Source organism: Curtobacterium sp. MCLR17_007, from assembly GCF_003234655.2.
In the GTDB taxonomy this organism is placed as follows: domain Bacteria; phylum Actinomycetota; class Actinomycetes; order Actinomycetales; family Microbacteriaceae; genus Curtobacterium.
In genome coordinates, this window is the sequence record NZ_CP126271.1 from 1 (window position 1) to 23,216 (window position 23,216).

Here is a 23,216-nt window from a genome sequence, read left to right on the forward strand (position 1 = left end):
ATGACGATGCCGGCCGACCCTGTCGAGGACCTCTGGTCGTCGGTCCTCGGACTCCTCGCCCAGGACGACCGGATCACGCCGCAGCTGCACGGCTTCCTCAACCTCGTCGAACCGAAGGGCGTCCTCGCCGGCACGCTCTACCTCGAGGTGCCGAACGACCTGACCCGCGGCATGCTCGAGCAGCGCATCCGCGTCCCCATCACCGAGGCCGTCTCCCGCATCGGCGACGACTCCGTGGCGAACTTCGCGATCACCGTCAACCCGGACATGGCCTCCGAGCCCCGGGTCGACCCCTCGGTGCCGGCCTACGCCGAGCCGACGCAGATCCCGGTCGAGCAGAGCGTGGCCCCCCGCCAGTACATCGAGGCCCCGTTCGTCCCGAGCCAGATCGACGCGCCGGGGACCAGCGGCCGACCCGAGTCCCGGCTCAACCCGAAGTACAACTTCGACAACTTCGTCATCGGCGCCTCGAACCGCTTCGCCCACGCCGCAGCGGTCGCCGTCGCGGAAGCCCCGGCCAAGGCCTACAACCCGCTGTTCATCTACGGCGACTCGGGGCTCGGCAAGACCCACCTGCTCCACGCGATCGGCCACTACGCCGAGAGCCTGTACCCGGGCATCCGCGTGCGCTACGTGTCGAGTGAGGAGTTCACGAACGACTTCATCAACTCGATCGCGAACAACCGGGCGAACCAGTTCCAGCAGCGGTACCGCGACATCGACATCCTGCTCATCGACGACATCCAGTTCCTGCAGGGCAAGGACTCCACGCAAGAGGCCTTCTTCCACACGTTCAACACGCTCCACGACCACAACAAGCAGGTCGTCATCACGTCCGACGTGGCACCGAAGCACCTGACGGGCTTCGAGGACCGCATGCGCAGTCGGTTCGAGTGGGGTCTGATCACGGACGTCCAGGCTCCCGACCTCGAGACCCGCATCGCGATCCTCCGCAAGAAGGCGCAGTCGGACCACCTGCAGGTCCCCGACGACATCCTCGAGTTCATGGCGTCGAAGGTCTCGAGCAACATCCGCGAACTCGAGGGCACGCTCATCCGGGTCACCGCCTTCGCGAGCCTGAACCGGACCGCGGTCGACATGGCGCTCGTGCAGACGGTCCTCAAGGACCTGATCACGCTCGACGAGGACAACGTCATCGCGCCGACCGACATCATCAACCACACCGCGGAGTACTTCAAGCTCTCCGTCGACGACCTCTACGGGTCCTCGCGGTCGCAGGCGATCGCGACCGCACGCCAGATCGCGATGTACCTGTGCCGCGAGCTCACGAGTCTCTCCCTGCCCAAGATCGGGCAGCTGTTCGGCAACCGCGATCACACCACGGTGATGTACGCGAACAAGAAGATCGCGGAGCTCATGAAGGAGCGCCGCTCGATCTACAACCAGGTGACGGAACTCACCAGCCGCATCAAGCAGGACCGCCGCTACCGCTGAGCGAGCCGCTCGGGGACCGCCTGAACATCGGTTCTCAGGGCCGGGAGGCTCGCAGCACGCCGACGAGATCGGCTCGCCCTGGCGCGCGTCCACCATCTGAGACGGTTCCATCAGCCAGACTTCTCACAGTGTGGAAAGCCTGTGGATAACTGTGGAGGACACGCCGCCGGGTTGTTCACAGCGCAGGGGCCACCTGTGGAATCTGGGGATGGAAGTGGATAGATGAGATTCATTCATCCCGATGAGTCCCACAGGCCGCCCACAAGTCACACGCTTGTAGTTCCCTGTCGGTGACCGGCATCCCCAGAGTTGTCCACAGTGTGCACAGGCGTTAATGGTCTTGTCTCTCTTCATCTCTCTGGATCACTGGGCCAACCTTGTGGACGGCGGGATGACAAGAAATCCGGGCTCCGCTCCGCTGTGCCACAATGGGGCGGCCGGACAGTCCGACGACACGACAGGGGTCCCAGCTGTGAAGTTCGAGGTCAACCGGGACGTCTTCTCCGAAGCCGTCTCGTTCGCGGTGAAGCTCCTCCCACAGCGCACGACCCTCCCGATCCTGTCGGGTGTGCTCATCCATGCCGAGGGTGATCGTCTGACGCTCTCGTCGTTCGACTACGAGGTCTCGGCGCAGACCTCGATCGCGGCCCAGATCGACGAGTCCGGCACGGTCCTGGTCTCCGGCCGCCTGTTGAACGACATCGCGAGCCGCCTGCCGAACGCCCCCGTGTCGTTCTCCACGGAAGAGTCACGCATCACCGTGACCTGCGGCTCGGCGCACTTCACGCTGCTGAGCATGCCGGTCGAGGAGTACCCGACCCTGCCGGAGATCGGCGAGCAGACCGGTGTGATCCCCGGTGACGCGTTCTCCGAGGCCGTGTCCCAGGTCGCCGTCGCCGCCAGCCGTGACGACGTCACCCCGGTCATCACCGGTGTCCAGCTCGAGGTCAGCGACCACGACCTGTCGCTCATCGCGACCGACCGCTACCGTGTCGCAGTCCGGACGATCCAGTGGGACTCCGGCCGCGCCGCCGACGACACCGGGTCCACGACGCTGCACGCGCTCGTCCCCGCACGCACCCTGCAGGAAGTCGGCCGCACGTTCGGTTCGGCCAGCACGGTGTCGGTGTCGATCAGCGGTTCGTCCGAGCGCGAGCTCATCGCCTTCCAGGCCGCCGACAAGACGGTCACGTCCCTGCTCATCAAGGGCAACTACCCGCCGGTCCGCCGGCTCTTCCCCGAGACCGTGCAGGACCACGCCGTGATCAACACGGCCGAACTGGTCGAAGCGGTCCGCCGGGTCTCCCTCGTCCTGGAGCGCGAAGCGGCGCTCCGGTTCTCCTTCTCGGTCGACGGGCTCACGCTCGAGGCGATCGGATCCGAACAAGCGCAGGCGTCAGAGTCGATCGATGCGTTGCTGACCGGTGAGGAAACGGTGGTCTCGCTGAAGCCCGCCTTCCTCCTGGACGGGTTGAACGCGGTGCACTCCGAGTTCGTCCGCATCTCCTTCACCAAGACGGAGAACCCCAACAAGCCGGGCCCGGTGCTCATCACCGGCCAGTCCTCGCGCGAGGAACCGGCCACGGACGGATACCGGTACCTGCTGCAGCCCAATCTCCTGCTGCGATAGCGCAACAGACGGACACTGCGCTGACGCGCCACGGGCAGCGACAGCGCGACGACGAACAGAAGAGGAAATCATGCAGATCGGTCTTGTCGGCCTCGGGAAGATGGGCAACAACATGCGTGCGCGTCTGCGCAACGCAGGGATCGACGTCGTCGGTTACGACGCGAACCCGGCCGTCTCGGACGTCGCCGACCTCGGGGAGCTCGCGAAGGCCCTCACCGGCCCGCGCCTGGTCTGGGTCATGGTCCCCCACGGGAAGATCACCGACGACGTCATCAACGACCTGGCCGAGGTCCTCGAGCCGGGTGACCTGGTGATCGACGGTGGCAACTCGAAGTGGCTCGACGACGAGAAGCACGCCAAGCAGCTCGACGCCAAGGGCATCCGCTACATGGACGTCGGCGTCTCCGGCGGCGTGTGGGGCAAGGACAACGGCTACGGCATGATGGCGGGCGGCGACGTCAAGGACCTCGAGTTCGCGATGCCCGTGTTCGACGCGCTCCGTCCCGAGGGTCCTCGCAGCGAGGGCTTCTCGCACGCCGGCGGCGTCGGTGCCGGTCACTACGCCAAGATGGTGCACAACGGCATCGAGTACGCGATCATGCAGGCCTACGGCGAGGGCTACGAGCTCCTCGAGGCCAAGGACATCGTCCACGACGTCCCCGCGGTCTTCGCCGGGTGGCAGCGCGGCACGGTCGTGCGCTCGTGGCTGCTCGACCTGCTCGTCCTGGCGATCAACGAGGACCCGAAGCTCGACGAGCTCGAGGGCTACGTGGACGACTCCGGCGAAGGTCGTTGGACCCTCGAAGAGGCGATCGAGCTCGCGGTCCCGATGCCCGCGCTCTCCGCGGCCATGTTCGCGCGCTTCGTCTCGCGTCAGGGAAGCCAGTCCCCGACGATGAAGGCCGTCGCCGCACTGCGCAACCAGTTCGGCGGCCACGCCGTCAAGAAGGCCTAGTCCCTCCGGGACTCCGCTCCGGCCCGCGTGCACGTCGACCACCTCCAGCTCACCGACTTCCGGAACTACCGGCAGGCGGAGGTCGACCTCGCACGCGGGCCGAACCTGTTCGTCGGGCGGAACGGCCAGGGCAAGACCAACCTGGTCGAGTCCATCGCCTACCTCTCCACCCTCGGGTCCCACCGTGTCCCGACCGACGCCGCACTGGTCCGCCAGGGCTGCGACGCCGCGATCGTCCGCGCACGACTCGCGCACGAGGACCGCAGCATCCTGGCCGAGGTGCAGATCAACCGCACGGGGTCGAACCGCGCACAGATCAACCGGGCGCCGATCAAGGCGCGCGAACTGCCGCGGTACTGCACGAGCGTGCTGTTCGCACCGGAGGACCTCGCGCTGGTCCGGGGTGAACCGTCGGGCCGGCGCCGGATGCTCGACGAACTCCTCGTGCAGATCGCCCCGCGCATGCAGGGCGTCATCGCCGACTACGACCGGACGCTGCGGCAGCGCAACACGCTGCTCAAGTCGGCTCGGGCGACCGGAGCCAAGTCGGGATCGCTCGCCACGCTCGACGTCTGGGACGAGCGGCTCGTCGCGTTCGGCTCCGAGATCATCGCCGCGCGCGACCACCTCACCCGGCGGCTCGCGCCGTTCGTCGCCGAGGCCTACGCGACCGTCGCGGGCGAGCGACACCAGGCCGCGATCACGGGCGTGCTCTCCGTCCGGGGCGGCGACCCCGAGGACGCGGCGGCCACCGACCCCGTGCTCGGCACCCCGGACGAACCGGTGTCCGTGCCCGCGGCCGCCGAGGCCTTCCGCGGGGCGCTGGAGCGTCGTCGCCGCGACGAACTCGACCGCGGACTGACCCTCGCTGGACCCCACCGTGACGACGTCCTCTTCACTCTGAACGGGTTACCTGCCCGTGGGTACGCCAGCCACGGGGAATCCTGGTCCTTCGCACTCGCGATCCAGCTCGCCAGCGCCTCGATCCTCCGCGCCGAGTCGACGCTCGGCGACCCGATCATCATCCTCGACGACGTCTTCGCGGAACTCGACGAGTCGCGCCGTGAACGACTCGGCAACGCGGTGGCGGACTACGAGCAGGTGCTCATCACGGCCGCGGTGTTCGGCGACGTGCCCGCCCAGCTGGCGGCGCACACCGTACGGATCGAGGCCGGTGCGATCGTGACCGACGAGACGGACGCGGCCACGGCCTCCAGTCCGGCGACGTCGGGAGCCGCGGCCCCGGCGACCCCGGAAGCGGACGCCTGATGCCCCGCCCGTGGCGGCCCACCGAGCCGGCGCGTGTCTACGGCCACCTCAAGGCCGTGTTCGGCGACCCCTCCAAGCGCGGGGTCGACGCACGGCGGCGTCGTGCCAAGGAGTTCGACGCCGACACCGTGCCCTACGGCCGCGGCCGCGAGCCGAAGGGGCTGGGTGACATCGTCGGGTCGCTCGCCGCCGAGCTCGGCTGGACCGAGCCGCTGGCACGCTCCGAGCTCTTCACCGACTGGCCGAGCGTCGTCGGCGACGAGCTCGCGAGGCACTCCACCCCGGTGACCATCGAAGACGGCGCGTTGGTCATCCGGTGCGACTCGACGGCGTGGGCGACGCAGCTCCGACTGATGCGGGCGACGGTCACGACGACCATCGCGGAACGGCACCCGGAGGCGGGCGTCGAGTCGATCCGAGTTTCGGGCCCAGACGCCCCCACCTGGAAACGCGGCCTCAGGAGCGTTCAGGGGCGCGGTCCTCGCGACACCTACGGTTGAGCAGACCAAATCATCCTCTGGTCGCGAAATCGGCCGTCCACGGGCCGTTTTCACCCTCGAGGACGAAGCGCCTGCGATAGACTGGGCGGTGCAGTGCGCGGGCGTTCCGTGCGCAGGCAGGAGCTCTCGCGACATGGCATCAGGATCTGAAGACGACCAGAACACGTCAGGCGAACAGTCGTACGGCGCAGACCAGATCCAGGTGCTCGAGGGGCTCGAAGCCGTCCGCAAGCGCCCGGGCATGTACATCGGCTCCACCGGACCCCGCGGTCTCCACCACCTGGTGCAGGAGATCGTCGACAACTCGGTGGACGAAGCCCTCGCGGGCTACTGCGACACCATCGACGTGACCATCCGCGAAGACGGCGGCGTCCGCGTGGTCGACAACGGCCGCGGCATCCCGGTCGACGTCCACGCGGCCGAGGGCGTCTCCACGCTGCAGGTCGTCCTGACGGTGCTGCACGCCGGCGGCAAGTTCGGTGGTGGCGGGTACGCGGTCTCCGGCGGTCTGCACGGTGTCGGGTCGTCGGTCGTCAACGCGCTCAGCTCGGAACTCGACGTCGAGGTCCGTCGCCAGGGGCACGTCTACCGGCAGAGCTACACCGACGGCGTCCCGGTGGCACCCGTGTCCGAGGACGAAGCCACCGACGAGACCGGCACGACGATCACGTTCTGGCCGAACGCCGAGATCTTCGAGACCGTCGTCTTCGACTACGAGACCCTGCGCGGTCGCTTCCAGCAGATGGCGTTCCTCAACAAGGGCCTCCGCATCAACCTGCGTGACGAGCGCACCCCCGACGAGGGCGAGGAGTCGCGCCACGACTCCTTCCGGTACGAGCGCGGCCTCGCCGACTACGTCGAGTACCTCGGCCGGCAGAAGAAGGCCGACCTGGTGCACCCCGACGTGATCGGCTTCGAGGCCGAGGACACCGAGCGCAAGATCGCGCTCGAGGTCGCGATGCAGTGGAACACCTCGTACCAGGAGAGCGTCCACACCTTCGCGAACACGATCAACACGCACGAGGGCGGCACCCACGAAGAGGGCTTCCGCGCGGCGCTGACGACCCTGGTGAACCGGTACGCCCGCGAAGCCAAGATCATCAAGGAGAAAGACGACAACCTGACGGGTGACGACATCCGCGAAGGGCTGACCGCCGTCATCTCCGTGAAGCTCGCCGAGCCGCAGTTCGAGGGGCAGACGAAGACCAAGCTCGGCAACACCGAGGCCAAGTCCTTCGTCCAGCGCGTCGTCGGCACCGAGCTCACCCACTGGTTCGAGAGCAACCCGACGCAGGCCCGCGACGTCGTCCGCAAGGCGATCCAGGCCTCACAAGCCCGGCTCGCCGCCCGCAAGGCCCGCGAGACCACCCGCCGCAAGGGGCTGCTCGAGTCCGGTGGCATGCCCGGCAAGCTCAAGGACTGCCAGTCGAAGGACCCGACCCTGTCGGAGATCTTCATGGTCGAGGGCGACTCCGCCGGCGGTTCCGCCGTGCAGGGGCGCAACCCGATGACCCAGGCGATCCTGCCGCTCCGGGGGAAGATCCTGAACGTCGAGAAGGCGCGCCTCGACCGTGCCCTGGCGAACCAGGAGATCCAGTCGATGATCACGGCGTTCGGCGCCGGCATCGGCGAGGACTTCGACCCGGACAAGGCCCGGTACCACAAGATCGTGCTGATGGCCGATGCCGACGTCGACGGCCAGCACATCACCACGCTGCTGCTGACGCTCCTGTTCCGCTACATGCGCCCGCTCATCGAGCGCGGCTACGTGTACCTGGCGCAGCCGCCGCTGTATCGGCTCAAGTGGTCGAACTCGGCGCACGAGTACGTGTTCAGCGACCGTGAGCGCGACGCACTGCTGCAGGCCGGCATCGCCTCCGGCAAGCGCATCCCGAAGGACAACGGGATCCAGCGCTACAAGGGCCTCGGCGAGATGGACTACAAGGAACTCTGGGACACCACGATGAACCCGGACACCCGCACCCTGCTGCAGGTGACGCTCGAGGACGCCGCGGCGGTCGACAGCGTGTTCGCGACGCTGATGGGCGAGGACGTCGACGCGCGTCGGTCCTTCATCCAGCAGAACGCGAAGGACGTCCGGTTCCTCGACATCTAGACCCGCCCAGGAGGCGCGGTGTCCGCCGCGCGCCCTGGTCCCGACCACCTGTGGTCGCGCCCACCGCGATGAACGTCACCACGGCCTCCCGGCCGTCAGAAAGGTAGCCGAGCCGCATGGCTGACGAGAACGACACCAACGACGACCAGCCCGAGATCGTGCACGGCGAGGTCGGGGACATCGTCGTCTCCGGCGACCGCATCTCCCAGGTCGACCTGCAGCTCGAGATGCAGCGCTCGTACCTCGACTACGCGATGAGCGTCATCGTCGGTCGCGCGCTGCCCGAGGTGCGCGACGGGCTCAAGCCCGTGCACCGCCGCGTGATCTACGCGATGTACGACGGCGGCTACCGCCCCGACCGCGCCTTCTCGAAGTGCTCGCGCGTCGTCGGCGACGTGATGGGCCAGTTCCACCCGCACGGCGACAGCGCGATCTACGACGCGCTCGTCCGCCTGGTGCAGCCGTGGTCGCTCCGCTACCCGCTCGCGCTCGGTCAGGGCAACTTCGGCTCCCCTGGCAACGACGGCGCTGCGGCACCGCGGTACACCGAGACCAAGATGGCACCGCTCGCCATGGAGATGGTCCGGGACATCGACGAAGAGACTGTCGACTTCCAGGACAACTACGACGGTCGCACGCAAGAGCCCGCGATCCTGCCGGCCCGGTTCCCGAACCTGCTCGTCAACGGCTCGGTCGGCATCGCGGTCGGCATGGCGACCAACATCCCGCCGCACAACCTGCGCGAGGTCGCCGCCGGCGCGAAGTGGGCGCTCGAGCACCCGGACGCCTCGCGCGAAGAGCTGCTCGGCGCGCTCATGCAGCGGATCAAGGGCCCGGACTTCCCGACCGGCGCGCAGATCCTCGGCGTCAAGGGCATCCAGGACGCCTACCGCACGGGTCGTGGCTCGATCACGATGCGTGCCGTCGTCTCGGTGGAGGAGATCCAGGGCCGCACCTGCCTGGTCGTCACCGAGCTGCCGTACCAGGTCAACCCGGACAACCTCGCGATCAAGATCGCCGAGCTGGTCAAGGACGGCCGTCTCGCCGGCGTCGCGGACATCCGTGACGAGACCTCCGGTCGCACCGGGCAGCGTCTGGTCATCGTGCTCAAGCGCGACGCCGTCGCCAAGGTCGTGCTGAACAACCTGTACAAGCACACGCAGCTGCAGGAGAACTTCGGCGCGAACATGCTCGCGATCGTCGACGGCGTCCCGCGCACGCTGGCCCTCGACGGGTTCATCTCCGCCTGGGTCGACCACCAGGTCGAGGTCATCGTCCGCCGCACCCAGTACCGCCTGCGCGAAGCCGAGAAGCGGGCGCACATCCTGCGCGGCTACCTGGCTGCACTCGATGCGCTCGACGAGGTCATCGCGCTCATCCGCCGTTCCCCCGACGTCGAAGAAGCGCGCAGCGGCCTGATGGACCTGCTGTCCGTCGACGAGATCCAGGCCCGCGCGATCCTCGAACTCCAGCTCCGCCGCCTGGCAGCGCTCGAGCGACAGAAGATCCACGAAGAGGCCGAGGCCCTCGAGCTCAAGATCGCCGACTTCGAGGACATCCTCGCCCGGCCCGAGCGTCAGCGCTCGATCATCGGCGAGGAGCTCGACGAGATCGTCGAGCGCTTCGGCGACGACCGTCGCAGCGAGATCATGCTCGGGTACGACGGCGACATGTCCATCGAGGACCTCATCCCCGAAGAAGAGGTGGTCGTCACGATCACCCGCGGCGGGTACGTCAAGCGCACGCGCAGCGACCAGTACCGGTCGCAGCACCGAGGCGGTCGCGGAGTCCGCGGCGCCCAGCTCCGCGCGGACGACGTCGTCGAGCACTTCTTCGTCACGACGACCCACCACTGGCTGCTGTTCCTCACCGACCAGGGCCGGGTCTACCGGGCCAAGGCATACGAGCTGCAGGAAGCCGGGCGCGACGCCAAGGGCCAGCACTCGGCGAACCTGCTCGCGATGCAGCCGGACGAGCAGATCCAGCAGGTCCTCGACATCCGCGACTACGAGGCGGCGCAGTACCTCGTGCTCGCCACCGAGCAGGGCCTCGTGAAGAAGACCTCCCTGACCGAGTACGACACGAACCGCACGGGCGGCATCATCGCGATCAACCTGCGCGAGGGCGACAAGCTCCGCTCGGCGCTGCTCGTCGACGAGACCGATGACCTGCTGCTCGTGTCGCGGCATGGCATGTCGCTCCGCTTCACCGCGACGAACGACACGCTCCGACCGATGGGCCGTTCGACCTCCGGTGTGAAGGGCATGTCCTTCCGCGGCGACGACTCGCTGCTCGCCGCACGGGTCGTCTCGGACGACGGGTTCGTCTGGGTGATGACCGAGGGCGGCTACGCCAAGCGCACCGGCGTCGACCAGTACCGCATCCAGGGCCGTGGCGGACTCGGCATCAAGGTGGCCAAGTTGGCGGCCGACCGGGGCGATCTTGTGGGTGCTCTCATCGTCGGCGAGGACGACGAGGTGCTCGTCGTGCTGCAATCGGGCAAGGTGGTAAGGTCTGCCGTGGCCGAGGTCCCCGCCAAGGGACGCGACACGATGGGCGTCGTCTTCGCTCGGTTCGCCGAGAACGACCGGATCATCGCGGTGGCCCGGAACAGCGAGCGGAACCTGGACGACCAGGACGACGCCGAGATCGAGACCGCGGGCCCGGTCGAGACCGTCAGCCCTGACGAAGCGGCGCCGGAACCCACCGATGCCGCCGACAACGCGCCCACGAACCCCGCGCCCGTCGACGACGAGGCCGGAGAGGACCAGCCAAGCAATGAGTAGTGTCGCCGAGAAGCTCCAGAAGAAGGCGAAACGACCCGTCGGCACTCGTCAAGTGCGACTGCGGCTGGTCTACCTCGACTTCTGGTCGATGGTGAAGCTGTCCTTCCTCGTCGCCCTGGCCGGCAGCATCGTGATCGTGGTCGCGACCGCGCTGGTGTGGGTCATCCTCAACCAGACCGGCGTGTTCACCCAGATCGACGCCCTGCTCAAGGACGTCACCGGGCAGAACAACTACTCGATCATGGACCAGTTCTCGCTGGGCCAGGTGCTCGGGTTCTCCATCGTCGTGGGCATCCTCAACGTGGTGGTCGGCACCGTGCTCGGCGCCATCGTGAGCGTGCTGTACAACCTCAGTGTGCGGATCACGGGCGGCCTGCTCGTGGGCTTCACGAACAACTGACACACCCGGTCCGGATGACGTCACCCGCTCGATTTCGCTCCCGCGACTTCGTGCGCTAGGCTTTCATCCGGTCTGAGGGGCTATAGCTCAGGCGGTTAGAGCGCTTCGCTGATAACGAAGAGGTCCAAGGTTCAAGTCCTTGTAGCCCCACCACGTACAACTTCATCCGGTCGCCGACATCGTCGGCGGCGCCCGGGGCCTTAGCTCAGTTGGTAGAGCGCCTGCTTTGCAAGCAGGATGTCGGGAGTTCGATTCTCCCAGGCTCCACTCCCTCAGATCGAACGCCGCTGCGTTCGTGCCTCCCTCCGCCAGGTTCGGTCGTCGGGCCAGTTCGCGCCGCCGCCCCTGCCGCGCGATGTCGCTGCGTGCGCGCGAGCGGCCAGGACGCACCGCTCGGGTTCGCGTGCGCGGTGCGTCGTGACCAGTCACCGCGTGGGCGCGCCCGCAGTCGGACGGGAGGACCGGTGCCAGGCCGTCACGGGCCTCCCGTCCGCCGCGGTGTGCGTCAGCGGTCCCGGCGCCCACACGGCGGATCCAGGTGACAAGACTCGCCGCGAGTGGATCGCTGCGGTGCGAGGACTGAGCCGTCACGGCGGTCGAGGTTCCGTGATTCTGGAACCTCGCGGGGTGGAGCGGCCGTCGAGTGTTCGCTGCCACCGGGGACGACGAAGGGCCCCGGCGGATGCCGGGGCCCTTCGAACGAACCGGGAGGTCAGGCGGCGGACTTGCCCGCCGAGTCGGCGTCGTCGGCGACCCAGAGGTCGTCGTCGGCGCGGAGCGTCTGGTACGCGGCGTAGGCGGCACCGGCGACGGCGACCACCCCGACCACGATCAGCGCGACGCCACCGAAGCCGAGGCCCTGCTTCTTGTGACCGGACGGCACGTACTTCGCCGCGGTCTTGCGGGCCTTCTTGCTCTTCTTCTGCGCGTTCTTCACGAGCTTCTTGACGCGGGGGTCCTTGGCGAGGTCACCCACGCTCATGACCGAGCCCGCGGTCGAGACCAGGCCGGGGATGACCTCGGTCTGGAACCGGTGTGACGCAGACTGCGCGGCCGAGGTGGCGGCATGCACACCCGTGGCGACAGCCGGGCGGACCCCGTTGTCGATCGCGTGCTGGACGCGGGGGGCGATGTCCTTGCGTGCGGCGTCGGCGGCGTGCGACCGGGCGTCGGCGAGGATCTCGTTCGCGTGCTCGAGCACCTTGCGCTGCTCGCCGAGGAGCGAGGCGGTCTTGCCCTTGAGCTTCTTGATCTGCTTCCGGCGCTTGCGCGACAGTTCGATCGTCGTCATCTGGTACCTCCATCGGAACGGCGTGGACCCATCCTGCCACCAGGTCGCCTGACAGGTCACAGGGCCGTGCCTGTGCGTCTCGTCTGTACGCAGGTCGCACATGCGAGAATCGGAACATGTCTCTGCACACCGCTGTCGCAACGATCCACACGAACAAGGGCGACATCCGCGTCAACCTGTTCGGCAACCACGCCCCCAAGACCGTCAAGAACTTCGTCGACCTCGCGACGGGGCAGCAGGAATGGACCCACCCGGGCACGGGCAAGGTCTCGACCGACAAGCTGTACGACGGCGTGGTCTTCCACCGCATCATCAAGGACTTCATGATCCAGGGCGGCGACCCGCTCGGTCAGGGTGTCGGCGGCCCGGGCTACCGGTTCGACGACGAGATCTCCCCGGAGCTCACCTTCCAGAACCCGTACATCTTCGCCATGGCCAACGCCGGCATCCAGGGTGGCCGCGGCACGAACGGCTCGCAGTTCTTCATCACCACGGTGGCGACCCCCTGGCTGCAGGGCAAGCACACCATCTTCGGCGAGGTCGCGGACGACGAGTCGCGCGCCGTCGTCGACGCGATCGAGGGCGTCCCGACCGACGGCCGTGACAAGCCGATCGAGGACGTCGTGATCAACAGCATCGACGTCGAGTCCGTCTGACACCTGTGACCGATCAGGCGTACAACCCGGCCAACTACTGCTACCGGCACCCGGACCGACAGAGCTTCATCCTGTGCCAGCGGTGCGGGCGGACGATCTGCACCGAATGCCAGACACCGGCGGCGGTCGGGGTGCACTGCCCTGAGTGCGTGCGTGAGCAGCGCATGCAGTTCGCCGCGAACCGTCGCGCGTCCGGAGCCCCGAGCGGCATCACGGTCGCGCGACGTCGGTTCGCGATGCTCGATCAGAAAGCGACGGTCGTGATCGTCGCCGTCTCCGTGCTGATCTGGTTGCTCGACCAGGTCACGCGCGGGTTCTTCACCCAGCTGTTCTTCTTCAACGCCGCCTACCTGCCCACCCAGCCGTGGCGCATGGTGACGTCGCTGTTCGTGCACTCCGGCTTCCTGCACATCGCCTTCAACATGTGGGCGGTGTTCATCTTCGGCCGGATGCTCGAGAACATGCTCGGGACGTGGCGGTTCCTGGCGCTGTACTTCCTGGCCGGTCTCGGCGGGTCCATGGCGGTCACGCTGATCGCCCCGGGTTCGTCGGTCGTCGGTGCTTCCGGTGCGATCTTCGGGCTGTTCGCCGCCTTCTTCATGCTGCAGCGCAGCCTGGGCGGCAACGCGGTGTCCCTGCTGGTCATCATCGGACTCAACCTGCTCATCGGGTTCCTGCCCGGGACGAACATCTCGTGGCAGGCACACGTGGGTGGTATCGCCGTGGGCTTCCTGACCGGGTACGTCTTCGCCAAGACCCGGAACATCCGCCAGCGGCGTCTGCAGATCACGCTGTTGTCACTCGAGGCTGTCGTGATCATCGCCCTGACCTACGTCGGGTACGCGATCGCTGTCGGCTGACCTCGATCCCCGAACGCCCCGTCACGCTCCGGTGTGACGGGGCGTTCGCCGTCTGTGGAGAACTCCCTGAGTTACACGGGTGTGATTATCCCCATTGTGGAAACAGCTGTGGACAACTCCGGACCCGGGGTGTGGACAAGAGTGTGGAGAACGGTCTCGGCTGTGGAGAACCCGCGGTAGCCGAGTGCGAGCTGGTCGTTCCTGCCCACGAACGACGACGCCCGCTGCACCGAGGGGGGCAGCGGGCGTCGTTCGACGGTGCGGGCGGGGATCAGCGCCAGCGCGTGGTCATCAGGAAGCCGACGAACATGATCCCGAAGCCGATCAGGATGTTCCACGAGTTGAGCGTGGGCACCGGCAGCGTGCCCTGGGAGATGTAGAACACGATGACCCAGGCGAGCCCGATCAGCATGAAGCCGAACATGACCGGCTTGAACCACACGGGGTTGGGCTGGTCGCCCGCCGTGTCGACCGAGTCGGCTCGGGTCCTCCGGGCGGGCTTGGTGCGGTCCTTGTCCTTGGCCATGGCCGGTATCCTACCGTGAACACGTGTGTGGACGGGCCCCACAGAGCCTCCGCACGACCCCCACGAGTACGGTGAACCGACCATGACCAGGATCCTCGTCGTCGACAACTACGACAGCTTCGTGTACACCCTCAACGGCTACGTCCAGCAGCTCGGCGCCGAGACGGACGTCGTCCGCAACGACGCCTTCCCCGCGTCGGAGATCGCCGACCGGATCGCCGAGTACGACGGGGTGCTGCTGTCGCCCGGCCCCGGAACCCCCGCTGACGCCGGAGTGTCGATCGCGACCGTGCGCGCGGCCATCGACGTCGACAAGCCACTGCTGGGCGTGTGCCTCGGCCACCAGGCCATCGCCGAGGCCCTCGGCGCGACCGTCACGCATGCCGAAGAGCTCATGCACGGGAAGACCTCGCAGGTCGACCACGACGACAGTGCGCTGTTCACGGGTGTCCCGCACCCCTTCACCGCGACGCGGTACCACTCGCTGGCGATCGTCGACGGCACGGTGCCGGACGAGCTCACGGTGACGGCCCGGACCGAGGGCGGCGTCATCATGGGTGTCCAGCACCAGGACGCCCCCGTCTACGGCGTGCAGTTCCACCCCGAGTCGGTCCTGACCGAAGGCGGCTACCGGATGGTGGGCAACTGGCTCGAGACAGCCGGACTGTCCGGTGCCGCCGAGCGCGCGGCGGGCCTCGGCCCGCTCATCGCCACGCGCCGCGACTGACGGACCGAACCGGCGCTGGCGGTGACGTGACCGGCCGTCGGACAGGAGGCCCGTGGCGGTCGGCCGCGGGCCTCCTGGTCGGCGGATGCCGAGGCCACGGCGTCGCACCGATCGGTGGGTCAGTTGCCGTCGTCGCCGCCGTCGCCACCGGTGCCGCCACTGTCGCCGCCGCCCTGGGCGGGCGCCTGCGTCGGGGGTGAGGTGGGTCGGGCTGACGCGGCGCAGTAGGTCAGCACGACGGTGCTGCCCTGGGCGATGTCACCGGCTGGCTGGTCCTGCTGGACCACGAGACCACCGATGCAGGTGTACGACGCCTGCTGGCGGACCGTGAGCCCCAGGTTGGCGAGTGTCTGGTTCGCCGTCGCGATCGGCTGCTGCGAGACGTCCGGCAGCTGGACCATGCCGTTCGACACGCGCAGGTTCACGACCGTGCCCTTGGTCAGCGAGGTGTTGGCAGCCGGGTCAGTGCTGAGGACCGTGCCCTCGGGCACGGACGGCGAGTAGTCGGTGTTGATCGCCCCGACCTCGAAGCCGGCGGCCTTGAGCGCGTTCTGGGCGGCGTCCTGGGCCTGGTTGGCCACGTCGGGCACGTTCACCTGCTCCGGCCCCAGCGAGACGACCACGCGGACGTTCTGTTTGCGGGCGACGTTCGTGCCGGACCCGGGTTCGGTGCGGATCACCGTGCCCTTGTCGACGTCGTCGGAGTTCTCGTCGACGCGGACCGGCACCAGGTCCTTCTGGTCGAACACCTTCTCTGCGGAGGACCAGGCGGCTCCCACGACGTTCGGCACACTGACCGAGGACGACACCGGGGCCTGTCCGGGCTGCAGGTTCGCGACCCAGAAGACCACACCCGCGATCACGGCGATCGTCAGCAGGATGCCGACCCAGATCCACGCGACCGGGGGGCGGTTCTGCGTGCGCTGGGGGCGGTGCTCCTGGGTGTCGTCGAGTTCTCGGAAGGCGACTTCCGGGTTGGAGGTCGTCCGGGGGTTCACGCCGAAGAGCATCGTCGAGGCGTCGTTCGCGCGCTGCTGCTGCAGCTTCCGGGTGGAGGCGGGGACCTGTCCGGCTCCGGCTTGTTCGAGGTCGCGTCGGAACTCGGCTGCGTTCTGGAAGCGACGGGTCCGGTCCTTGACCAGGGCGTGCAGCGTGACCGCGTCGATCGCCGGCGACACCGACGGCGTGATCGTCGAGGGTGGGACGGGCTGCTCACTGACGTGCTGGTACGCGACCGCAACGGGCGAGTCGCCGAGGAACGGCGGGCGACCGGTGAGCAGCTCGAACAGGACGATGCCTGTCGAGTAGAGGTCGGTGCGCGCGTCGACGGTCTCGCCGCGGGCCTGCTCCGGCGAGAAGTACGACGCGGTACCGAGGATCGACGTGGTCTGCGCGACCGTGGCGGAGGTGTCGGTGATGGCCCGGGCGATGCCGAAGTCCATCACCTTGACCTGGCCGGTCTGCGTGACCATGACGTTGGCGGGCTTGATGTCGCGGTGCACGACACCCGCGCGGTGCGAGTACTCGAGCGCGGTCAGGATGCCGCTGGTGATGCGGACGGCTTCGTCGGACTCGACCGGGCCGTCGCCGATGACGTCGCTGAGGGGGCGGCCCTCGACGAACTCCATCACGATGTACGGGACCTGGACCTCGGCACCGGAGGTCTCGGTCACGGTCTCTTCGCCGGCGTCGTAGACGCGGACGATGGTCGGGTGCGCCATGCGGGCCGCTGCCTGGGCTTCCTGACGGAAGCGGGTGCGGAACGCGGGGTCGTTGGCCAGGCTCGGCTTGAGGAGCTTGACGGCGACGCGGCGGCCGAGGCGCGTGTCCTGCCCGACGTGCACAGTAGCCATCCCGCCACGACCGATGACGTCACCGATCTCGTACCGGTTGGCGAGGAGCGTGATCCCCGCGGTCACACCTTCTGGCACGTACTCCTCCGAATGTCCGTCGGGGGCAAGTGTACGACAGGGCTCCCTGGTGAGACGCTGGCGGCGAGGCCGTCCACCCCAACCGTTACCGGAACGGTGTGGACGGCCCCGCGGTGCTCAGTTGCCGTCCTGCGGGCCGCCCGTCTGGGTCGGGTTGCTCGTCGGGTCGTCGGAGGGCTGCTGCACGGTCCACGTCGCCGTGGCTGCGTCGGACGCCTCGGACGCCGCCAGGGACCCGCACGTGACGGTGTACGTGAACGACACCTCGGAACCCGCGGCGTCGGCCTGGATGTTCACGGCGGTGGACGTCGTGTCGCCCGACGTGGCGCCCGAGCTGTCCTTGCCGCCGGTGACGGTCCACGAGTACTTGCTGACCGTGTACCCGGTCGGGCAGGTCGCGGCCGACCAGCTGAAGGTCACCGCGCCGCTCGACGAGACCGTGCCCGCACTCGGGGTGTTCGGCTTGTTGACCGTCGGCGGTGCCGTGTACTCGCGGATCGTGATGACGGTCCCCGGGGCGACGCTCCCGGTCGGGGTGAGCGACTGCACGGTGTTCGCCGCGTCGGCGGACGGTGCGGTGTCGCCGTCCTCCACCGTCGACTCGAGGCCGAGGGCACGCAGGGCGGCCTGGACTTCGGAGGTGTTGCGTCCGAGGTAGTCGCTCTGGTTCAGCACGACGCGCTCGGGTGTGGGTGTCTGGCTCGGCGTCTTGCTCGGCGGTGGCGGCGTCGAGCTCGTCGAGGCGCTCGGAGCCGGGTCTGCGTCGCCGTTCGCGAAGGCGAAGGCGGCGATGACGGCACCGGCGACCACGAGGACCCCGGCGGCGACCACCCACCAGATCCAGGCGCGCTTCTTCTTCGGTTCGTCGTCCTCGGCGGTGGCCGCGGAGGTCGGCGTGCGGGGTCCGCCGCCGACGGCACTGCCCGCCTGGGTGCCGAGCAGGGCCGTGGCCGCGTCGTTGCCCTGGGGCGGGTTGAACGCGACGGTGCCGGCCCCGCCGAGGGCGGGGACCGCGACCGTGGCCGCTGCGACGTCGCCTCGACGGAGCGCCTGCGCCGCGCGGGCCAGGTTCGCCGCGGTGGCGGGTCGGTCGGCGGGCTTCTTCGCGATGCAGGACATCACCAGGGCCGCGACCGGCTCGGGGATGTCGCCCGGCAGCGCCGGGGGCTGCTCGTTGATGTGCGCCATCGCGATCGCGACCTGCGACTCGCCCGTGAAGGGACGGCGTCCGGCCAGGCACTCGTACGCGACGATGCCGAGCGAGTAGACGTCGGTCGACGGGGACGCCGGGTGACCGCTCGCCTGCTCCGGCGAGAGGTACTGCACGGTGCCCATGACCTGGCCGGTCGCGGTGAGCGGGACCTGGTCGGCGATGCGTGCGATGCCGAAGTCGGTGATCTTGACGCGACCGTCCGGCGTGATCAGCAGGTTGCCCGGCTTGATGTCACGGTGGACCAGGCCGACGGCGTGGGCGGCCTGCAGCGCGTTCGCGGTCTGCGCGACGATGTCGAGGACCTTGTCGACGGGCAGCGTGTGCTCGCGCTCGATCATGGTCGAGAGCGCCTCGCCGGGGACGAGCTCCATCACGAGGTAGGCGCTGCCGTCCTCTTCGCCGTAGTCGAAGACGTTGGCGATGCCCTCGTGGTTGACGAGCGCGGCGTGCCGGGCCTCGGCGCGGAAGCGCTCGAGGAACCCGGGGTCGCCGAGGTACTCGTCCTTGAGGATCTTGAGTGCGACGGTCCGGCCGATGACCAGGTCGGTCGCCTGCCAGACCTCGCCCATGCCGCCGATGGCGACGCGGGACGAGAGTTGGTACCGCCCACCGAAGGTGAGTCCGCTGGTGGGTCTCATTTGTTCAGCACCGCCTCCATGACGTTCTTCGCGATCGGGGCCGCGACCGAGTTGCCGACGCCGGACTGTCCGAGTCCGCCACCGTTGCCCACGACGACCGCCACAGCGACCTCCGGGTCCTTCGCGGGCGCGAACCCGGTGAACCACAGCGTGTAGGGGTCGCCCGTGCCGCCCTCGGCGGTCCCGGTCTTGCCGGCGACGTCGACCCCGTCGATCTTCGCATTGGTTCCGGTCCCCGCGCTCACGACGCTCTGCATCGCCTCGGTCAGGTCGGATGACTCGGACGAGGACAGGGGGTCGCTGTACTGCTTCGGGGTGAAGGACTCGACGGTCTTCAGGTCGCTCGTGGTGATCGAGTCGATGAGCGACGGCTGCATGACCGACCCACCGTTCGCGATGCCGGCCGAGACCATCGCCATCTGCAGCGGCGAGACACGGACGCTCGCCTGGCCGAACGAGCTCAGCATCAGCTGGGCGGTCGAGTCGACGTTCGGGTACTGGCTGGCCGTGGCCTTCATCGGGACGTCGATGGCGTCGCCGAACCCGTACTTGTCCGCCATCGCCTTGATCGTGCTGTACCCGAGCTTCTGCCCGAGCTCGGCGAACGGGATGTTGCACGAGTACTGGATGGCGGTGCGCAGCTTGACGGTGTCCCCGCCGCCGCACGAGCCGCCCTCGGCGTTGTTGATGTACGTGCTCGTACCGGGCAGCTGCAGGCGCGAGGGGTTCGGGAACTCGGAGTCGAGGTCGTACTTGCCGCCCTCGAGTGCCGCGGACGCCACGATCAGCTTGAAGACCGATCCCGGCGTGTAGAGGTCTCCGCCGATGGCGCGGTTCTGCAGCGGGGTCGGCGTCTGGTTCAGCAGGGCGTCGTACTGCGCCTTGACGTTCCCGGTGTCGTGCGACGTCAGGGAGTTCGGGTCGTAGTCCGGCTTGGACACCATCGCCAGGATCTTGCCCGTCTTGGGCTGGATCGCGACGACGGCACCCGTGTTCGACCCGAGGGCGTCGTACGCGGCCTGTTGCACGTCCGGGTCGATGGTCAGGTTGACGTTGTCGCCCTGCACGTCCTGTCCGGTGAGGATCGAGTTGAGGTTCTGGAAGAACGAGTCGTCGGAGTTGCCGGACAGCACGGTGTTCTCGGCGCTCTCGATCCCCGTGTTGCCCTGGCCGATCGTGAAGTACCCCGTCACCGCCGAGTACAGGGCGCCGTTGGCGTACTTGCGCTGGTACTTGTACTGGTCGTCGACGGCGGTGGACTCGGCGATCGGCGTGCCGTTCACCAGGATGGCGCCGCGCTTGTTCGAGTAGCTGTCGAGGATCGTGCGCGAGTTGCGCGAGTCGGCGCGCAGGGAGTCGGCCGCGAAGAACTGGATCGAGGTCGTCGACACGAAGAGTGCGACGAACATGAGCACGACGACGGTGGAGACGCCGCGGAGCTGCCGTTTCATCGACGCTCCTTCCTGGTCCGCCCGCGCGCGGCCTTCCGGTCGGCGGCGCTCGGGCCACCGCGCTCGGACAGGACACGCTGTTCTGCGGGGATGGAGTCGGTCAGCCGCAGCAGCATCGCCGCGATGATCCAGTTCGCCACCAGGGACGAACCACCGGCGGCCATGAACGGTGTCGTCAGACCGGTGACCGGGATGATCCGGGTGATGCCGCCGACGACGACGAAGACCTGCAGCGCGATCGTGAAGCCGAAGCCGATGCCGAGCAGCTTGCCGAAGTCGTCCTGCGCCATGAAGCCCACGCGGATGCCGCGGGAGACCAGCACGATGAACAGCGCGAGGATGGCGAAGACCCCGATGAGCCCGAGTTCCTCACCGAGGGACGCGATGATGTAGTCCGCGTTGGCGACCGGGGTGATGTAGGGCCGACCCTGGCCGAGGCCGGTGCCCGTGATGCCGCCGTTCGCGAACCCGAACAGACCGTTCACCAGCTGGTAGCTGGCCTGGGTGTCGGCGTAGTACACCGAGTTGGCGAAGGGGTTGAGCCACTGCTCGAACCGCCCCTGGACGTACTCGAGCACGCTCGCCGCCGCGAGGGCACCGCCGACGAACAGCGCCAGACCGATGAGCACCCAGCTGAGGCGACCGGTCGCGACGTAGATCATGACGAGGAACAGCCCGAAGTACAGCAGCGCCGTGCCGAGGTCGCGCTGGAACACCAGCACGCTCATCGCGACGCCCCACACGATCAGGATCGGGCCGAGATCGCGCGCACGCGGGAACGTCATGCCGAGGAACTTCCGGCCGACGATCGACAGGCTGTCGCGCGCCGTCACCAGGTAGCCGGCGAAGAACAGCGCCATCGTGATCTTCGCGAGTTCGCCGGGTTGGAACGAGAACGGTCCGAGCTTGATCCAGACGCGGGCACCACCGACGTTCAGCCCGATGCCGGGCAGCATCGGCAGGAGCAGCAGCACGATCGTCAGGAACATGAAGATGTACCGGTACCGCTGCAGGAACCGGTGGTTCTTCACGAGGACGACCGTCAGGATGGCGAACACCATCGCCAGCAGGGTCCAGACGATCTGCTTCACGCCGATCGCGTCCCAGCCGGTCAGTGACTTGTGTACGTCGATGCGGTAGATCTCGGCGATCCCGATGCCGTTGAGCACGAGTGCGACGGGGAGGATGAACGGGTCGGCGTTCTTCGCGACCACGCGCAGCACGATGTGCATGACGAGCGCCAGGCCGAGGATCGTCGACCCGGCCCAGAGCACCGACGTGTCGAACAGACGCCCCTTGGTGCCGAGCTCGACGAGGACCATCGCGCCGGCGCAGATGCCGCACGCGATGACGAGCAGCACGAGTTCGAGGTTCCGCGCCCGTGCGGGTTCGCGGAGCTTGATCGTGATCGCCTGGGTCAGCGACGGCGAGGTCGTCGCGGTCACGGGGCTGCCCCGGACGAGGCGGACGGCGAGGGCGACGACGACCGCGACGGGCTCGGCGACGGCGAGGACGACGACCCGCCGGATCCACCCGTGCCGCTCTGGTCCTGTCCGGTCCGCGCCGCGGTGCGGAGCCGGCCGACGATGTCGCGCGCGTCGTCGAGCGACTGCGCGTTGATGGTGGAGCGCACGTTCTCCCTGGTGTACTCGGGCAGGTCGGCGACCTCGATGCCGGAGTCCTCGTACACGTCGGACAGGGCGACCGGGCCGATCTGCTGCTGCACGCCCTTGTAGATCGCGACCTGGCCGCGGTCGGAGCCGACGTAGTAGTGGTCCTGCACGATCCTCCAGCCGAGGAACACGGCACCGACCAGTGCGGCGACGGCGAGCACGAGCGCGACGGTCCACGTGATGCGCCGGCGCACCCGGCGGCGGCGGTCCTCGGCGATGAGCTCGGCGAAGTACTGGTCGCTCTCGGGCTCGAAGTGCGAGTCCTCCGGAGCGGTCGTGACCTTGAGCGGGTGCAGCAGGATCGTGGGCAGGCGGATCGGCTTGCGGCCGGTCGACGCCTCGAAGGTCAGCGGTGCCGCGGCCGAGCCGACCGTGGTGGCCGCGTCGTCGTCGTCCTCGGTCGGAACGGCGTCGGTGACGTCCATCGCCACGACGGTGACGTTGTCCGGAGCCCCGTGGTCGAGGGTCTCCTTGACGAGCCGCTGCGTGACCTGGTTGGCGTCCATCGTCGACGCCAGGGCGTGCCGGATCCGCTCCTCGGCCAGGTACGACGACAGCCCGTCGGAGCAGAGCAGCCACCGGTCGCCCGGGCGGATGTCCATGATCGCGGTGTCGACCTCGGGGGCCGCGTCGACGTCGCCGAGCACGCGCATCAGGACCGACCGACGCGGGTGCACCGCGGCTTCTTCCGGCGTGATGCGGCCGCTGTCGACCAGGCGCTGCACGAACGTGTGGTCGGACGTGATCTGCTGGAGCTCGCCGTCACGGAAGCGGTAGATGCGCGAGTCGCCGATGTGCGCGATCGCGATCTGGTCGCCGACGCGGATCATCGCGCTGACGGTGGTGCCCATCCCCGTGAGTTCCTGGTGCTCGAACACCGTCTCGGTGATCAGCTGGTTCGCGGCGATGAGCGCGGACTGCAGCGCGAACTCGGCGTCGTGGGCGGAGGGGAACTCGCGGTCGACCTCGCGGATGCGCCGGATCGCGATGGCCGACGCGACGTCGCCGCCGGCGTGCCCGCCCATGCCGTCCGCCACCGCGAAGAGGTGGGCCCCCGCGTAGCCGGAGTCCTGGTTGTTCGCGCGGATGCGCCCCACGTGGGACACAGCGGCGCTCAGCGTGCGAGCGGTCATCCGGGC

Annotated in this window: 18 protein-coding genes and 2 tRNA genes; 13 read left to right on the forward strand and 7 right to left on the reverse strand. The window is 68.4% G+C overall.

Annotation, left to right across the window (positions count from 1 at the left end; translation table 11 throughout):
• From dnaA to DEJ13_RS00050, 10 genes are all read left to right on the forward strand, one after another.
• Positions 1 to 1,455, forward strand: a complete 1,455-nt coding sequence (gene dnaA, locus DEJ13_RS00005) for a chromosomal replication initiator protein DnaA (protein ID WP_111106121.1) — start codon at positions 1 to 3, stop codon at positions 1,453 to 1,455.
• Positions 1,456 to 1,927: 472 nt separating this feature from the next.
• Positions 1,928 to 3,085 (forward strand): DNA polymerase III subunit beta, encoded by a 1,158-nt coding sequence (gene dnaN, locus DEJ13_RS00010; RefSeq protein ID WP_111106122.1) that lies wholly within the window; start codon positions 1,928 to 1,930, stop codon positions 3,083 to 3,085.
• A gap of 70 nt (positions 3,086 to 3,155) precedes the next feature.
• A complete protein-coding gene (gnd, locus tag DEJ13_RS00015; RefSeq protein WP_111106123.1) occupies positions 3,156 to 4,040 on the forward strand; it encodes a phosphogluconate dehydrogenase (NAD(+)-dependent, decarboxylating) in 885 nt (294 codons plus the stop codon).
• A gap of 27 nt (positions 4,041 to 4,067) precedes the next feature.
• Positions 4,068 to 5,309 (forward strand): DNA replication/repair protein RecF, encoded by a 1,242-nt coding sequence (gene recF / locus DEJ13_RS00020; protein WP_111106124.1) that lies wholly within the window; start codon positions 4,068 to 4,070, stop codon positions 5,307 to 5,309.
• Positions 5,309 to 5,809, forward strand: coding sequence for a DciA family protein (locus tag DEJ13_RS00025; protein ID WP_056120990.1), 501 nt, complete (start codon positions 5,309 to 5,311; stop codon positions 5,807 to 5,809). Before recF ends, DEJ13_RS00025 begins: the two co-directional genes overlap by 1 nt.
• A 133-nt stretch (positions 5,810 to 5,942) precedes the next feature.
• Positions 5,943 to 7,925 (forward strand): DNA topoisomerase (ATP-hydrolyzing) subunit B, encoded by a 1,983-nt coding sequence (gyrB, locus tag DEJ13_RS00030; RefSeq protein WP_056120989.1) that lies wholly within the window; start codon positions 5,943 to 5,945, stop codon positions 7,923 to 7,925.
• Between the two features lie 116 nt (positions 7,926 to 8,041).
• Complete coding sequence (gyrA, locus tag DEJ13_RS00035) at positions 8,042 to 10,711, forward strand: DNA gyrase subunit A (RefSeq protein WP_111106125.1); 2,670 nt, start codon at positions 8,042 to 8,044, stop codon at positions 10,709 to 10,711.
• Positions 10,704 to 11,111, forward strand: coding sequence for a DUF3566 domain-containing protein (locus DEJ13_RS00040; protein WP_056120986.1), 408 nt, complete (start codon positions 10,704 to 10,706; stop codon positions 11,109 to 11,111). The genes gyrA and DEJ13_RS00040 overlap by 8 nt, the downstream gene beginning before the upstream one ends.
• Before the next feature lie 76 nt (positions 11,112 to 11,187).
• A tRNA-Ile gene (locus tag DEJ13_RS00045) sits at positions 11,188 to 11,264 on the forward strand.
• A gap of 41 nt (positions 11,265 to 11,305) precedes the next feature.
• Positions 11,306 to 11,378: transfer RNA gene (locus tag DEJ13_RS00050), tRNA-Ala, on the forward strand.
• 445 nt (positions 11,379 to 11,823) lie between these two features.
• On the opposite strand, the gene DEJ13_RS00055 is transcribed toward DEJ13_RS00050, so the two are convergent.
• Positions 11,824 to 12,402: a hypothetical protein gene (locus tag DEJ13_RS00055; protein ID WP_056120984.1), complete on the reverse strand. Its 579-nt coding sequence runs from the start codon at positions 12,400 to 12,402 to the stop codon at positions 11,824 to 11,826.
• Between the two features lie 116 nt (positions 12,403 to 12,518).
• Here DEJ13_RS00055 and DEJ13_RS00060 point away from each other — a divergent pair, with 116 nt between their 5' ends.
• Entirely contained in the window at positions 12,519 to 13,058 is a 540-nt protein-coding gene (locus DEJ13_RS00060; protein ID WP_056120982.1) for a peptidylprolyl isomerase, read from the forward strand.
• A gap of 149 nt (positions 13,059 to 13,207) precedes the next feature.
• On the forward strand, positions 13,208 to 13,918 hold the full coding sequence (locus DEJ13_RS00065) for a rhomboid family intramembrane serine protease (protein ID WP_258374030.1): 711 nt from the start codon (positions 13,208 to 13,210) through the stop codon (positions 13,916 to 13,918).
• Positions 13,919 to 14,189: 271 nt separating this feature from the next.
• Here DEJ13_RS00065 and DEJ13_RS00070 read toward each other — a convergent pair whose 3' ends face one another.
• A complete protein-coding gene (locus tag DEJ13_RS00070) occupies positions 14,190 to 14,444 on the reverse strand; it encodes a cell division protein CrgA (protein WP_056120978.1) in 255 nt (84 codons plus the stop codon).
• An 82-nt stretch (positions 14,445 to 14,526) separates the two neighbouring features.
• Here DEJ13_RS00070 and DEJ13_RS00075 point away from each other — a divergent pair, with 82 nt between their 5' ends.
• Positions 14,527 to 15,171 carry an anthranilate synthase component II gene (locus DEJ13_RS00075; RefSeq protein WP_056120976.1) on the forward strand — a complete coding sequence of 215 codons (645 nt, stop codon included), beginning with the start codon at positions 14,527 to 14,529 and terminating at the stop codon, positions 15,169 to 15,171.
• Positions 15,172 to 15,290: 119 nt separating this feature from the next.
• Here DEJ13_RS00075 and pknB read toward each other — a convergent pair whose 3' ends face one another.
• From pknB to DEJ13_RS00100, 5 genes are all read right to left on the reverse strand, one after another.
• The gene (gene pknB / locus DEJ13_RS00080) at positions 15,291 to 17,102 is read right to left on the reverse strand and encodes a Stk1 family PASTA domain-containing Ser/Thr kinase (protein WP_258374031.1); all 1,812 of its coding nucleotides are present in this window, start codon (positions 17,100 to 17,102) and stop codon (positions 15,291 to 15,293) included.
• Between the two features lie 117 nt (positions 17,103 to 17,219).
• Entirely contained in the window at positions 17,220 to 18,953 is a 1,734-nt protein-coding gene (locus DEJ13_RS00085; RefSeq protein WP_056120975.1) for a serine/threonine-protein kinase, read from the reverse strand.
• Complete coding sequence (locus DEJ13_RS00090; RefSeq protein WP_111106128.1) at positions 18,950 to 20,404, reverse strand: peptidoglycan D,D-transpeptidase FtsI family protein; 1,455 nt, start codon at positions 20,402 to 20,404, stop codon at positions 18,950 to 18,952. Before DEJ13_RS00090 ends, DEJ13_RS00085 begins: the two co-directional genes overlap by 4 nt.
• Positions 20,401 to 21,849, reverse strand: a complete 1,449-nt coding sequence (locus tag DEJ13_RS00095; protein ID WP_111106129.1) for an FtsW/RodA/SpoVE family cell cycle protein — start codon at positions 21,847 to 21,849, stop codon at positions 20,401 to 20,403. Before DEJ13_RS00095 ends, DEJ13_RS00090 begins: the two co-directional genes overlap by 4 nt.
• Complete coding sequence (locus DEJ13_RS00100; RefSeq protein WP_111106130.1) at positions 21,846 to 23,210, reverse strand: Stp1/IreP family PP2C-type Ser/Thr phosphatase; 1,365 nt, start codon at positions 23,208 to 23,210, stop codon at positions 21,846 to 21,848. Before DEJ13_RS00100 ends, DEJ13_RS00095 begins: the two co-directional genes overlap by 4 nt.
• Positions 23,211 to 23,216: the final 6 nt, after the last annotated feature.

What these genes read in the sequence shown, in the direction of transcription:
- DEJ13_RS00070 (WP_056120978.1), bottom strand. Translation starts at nt 14,444, where the DNA reads ATGGCCAAGGACAAGGACCGCACCAAGCCCGCCCGGAGGACCCGAGCC.
- DEJ13_RS00100 (WP_111106130.1), bottom strand. Translation starts at nt 23,210, where the DNA reads ATGACCGCTCGCACGCTGAGCGCCGCTGTGTCCCACGTGGGGCGCATC.
- gyrB (WP_056120989.1), top strand. Translation starts at nt 5,943, where the DNA reads ATGGCATCAGGATCTGAAGACGACCAGAACACGTCAGGCGAACAGTCG.
- dnaA (WP_111106121.1), top strand. Translation starts at nt 1, where the DNA reads ATGACGATGCCGGCCGACCCTGTCGAGGACCTCTGGTCGTCGGTCCTC.
- DEJ13_RS00025 (WP_056120990.1), top strand. Translation starts at nt 5,309, where the DNA reads ATGCCCCGCCCGTGGCGGCCCACCGAGCCGGCGCGTGTCTACGGCCAC.
- DEJ13_RS00040 (WP_056120986.1), top strand. Translation starts at nt 10,704, where the DNA reads ATGAGTAGTGTCGCCGAGAAGCTCCAGAAGAAGGCGAAACGACCCGTC.
- DEJ13_RS00090 (WP_111106128.1), bottom strand. Translation starts at nt 20,404, where the DNA reads ATGAAACGGCAGCTCCGCGGCGTCTCCACCGTCGTCGTGCTCATGTTC.
- gyrA (WP_111106125.1), top strand. Translation starts at nt 8,042, where the DNA reads ATGGCTGACGAGAACGACACCAACGACGACCAGCCCGAGATCGTGCAC.
- gnd (WP_111106123.1), top strand. Translation starts at nt 3,156, where the DNA reads ATGCAGATCGGTCTTGTCGGCCTCGGGAAGATGGGCAACAACATGCGT.
- DEJ13_RS00085 (WP_056120975.1), bottom strand. Translation starts at nt 18,953, where the DNA reads ATGAGACCCACCAGCGGACTCACCTTCGGTGGGCGGTACCAACTCTCG.
- DEJ13_RS00060 (WP_056120982.1), top strand. Translation starts at nt 12,519, where the DNA reads ATGTCTCTGCACACCGCTGTCGCAACGATCCACACGAACAAGGGCGAC.
- DEJ13_RS00055 (WP_056120984.1), bottom strand. Translation starts at nt 12,402, where the DNA reads ATGACGACGATCGAACTGTCGCGCAAGCGCCGGAAGCAGATCAAGAAG.
- DEJ13_RS00075 (WP_056120976.1), top strand. Translation starts at nt 14,527, where the DNA reads ATGACCAGGATCCTCGTCGTCGACAACTACGACAGCTTCGTGTACACC.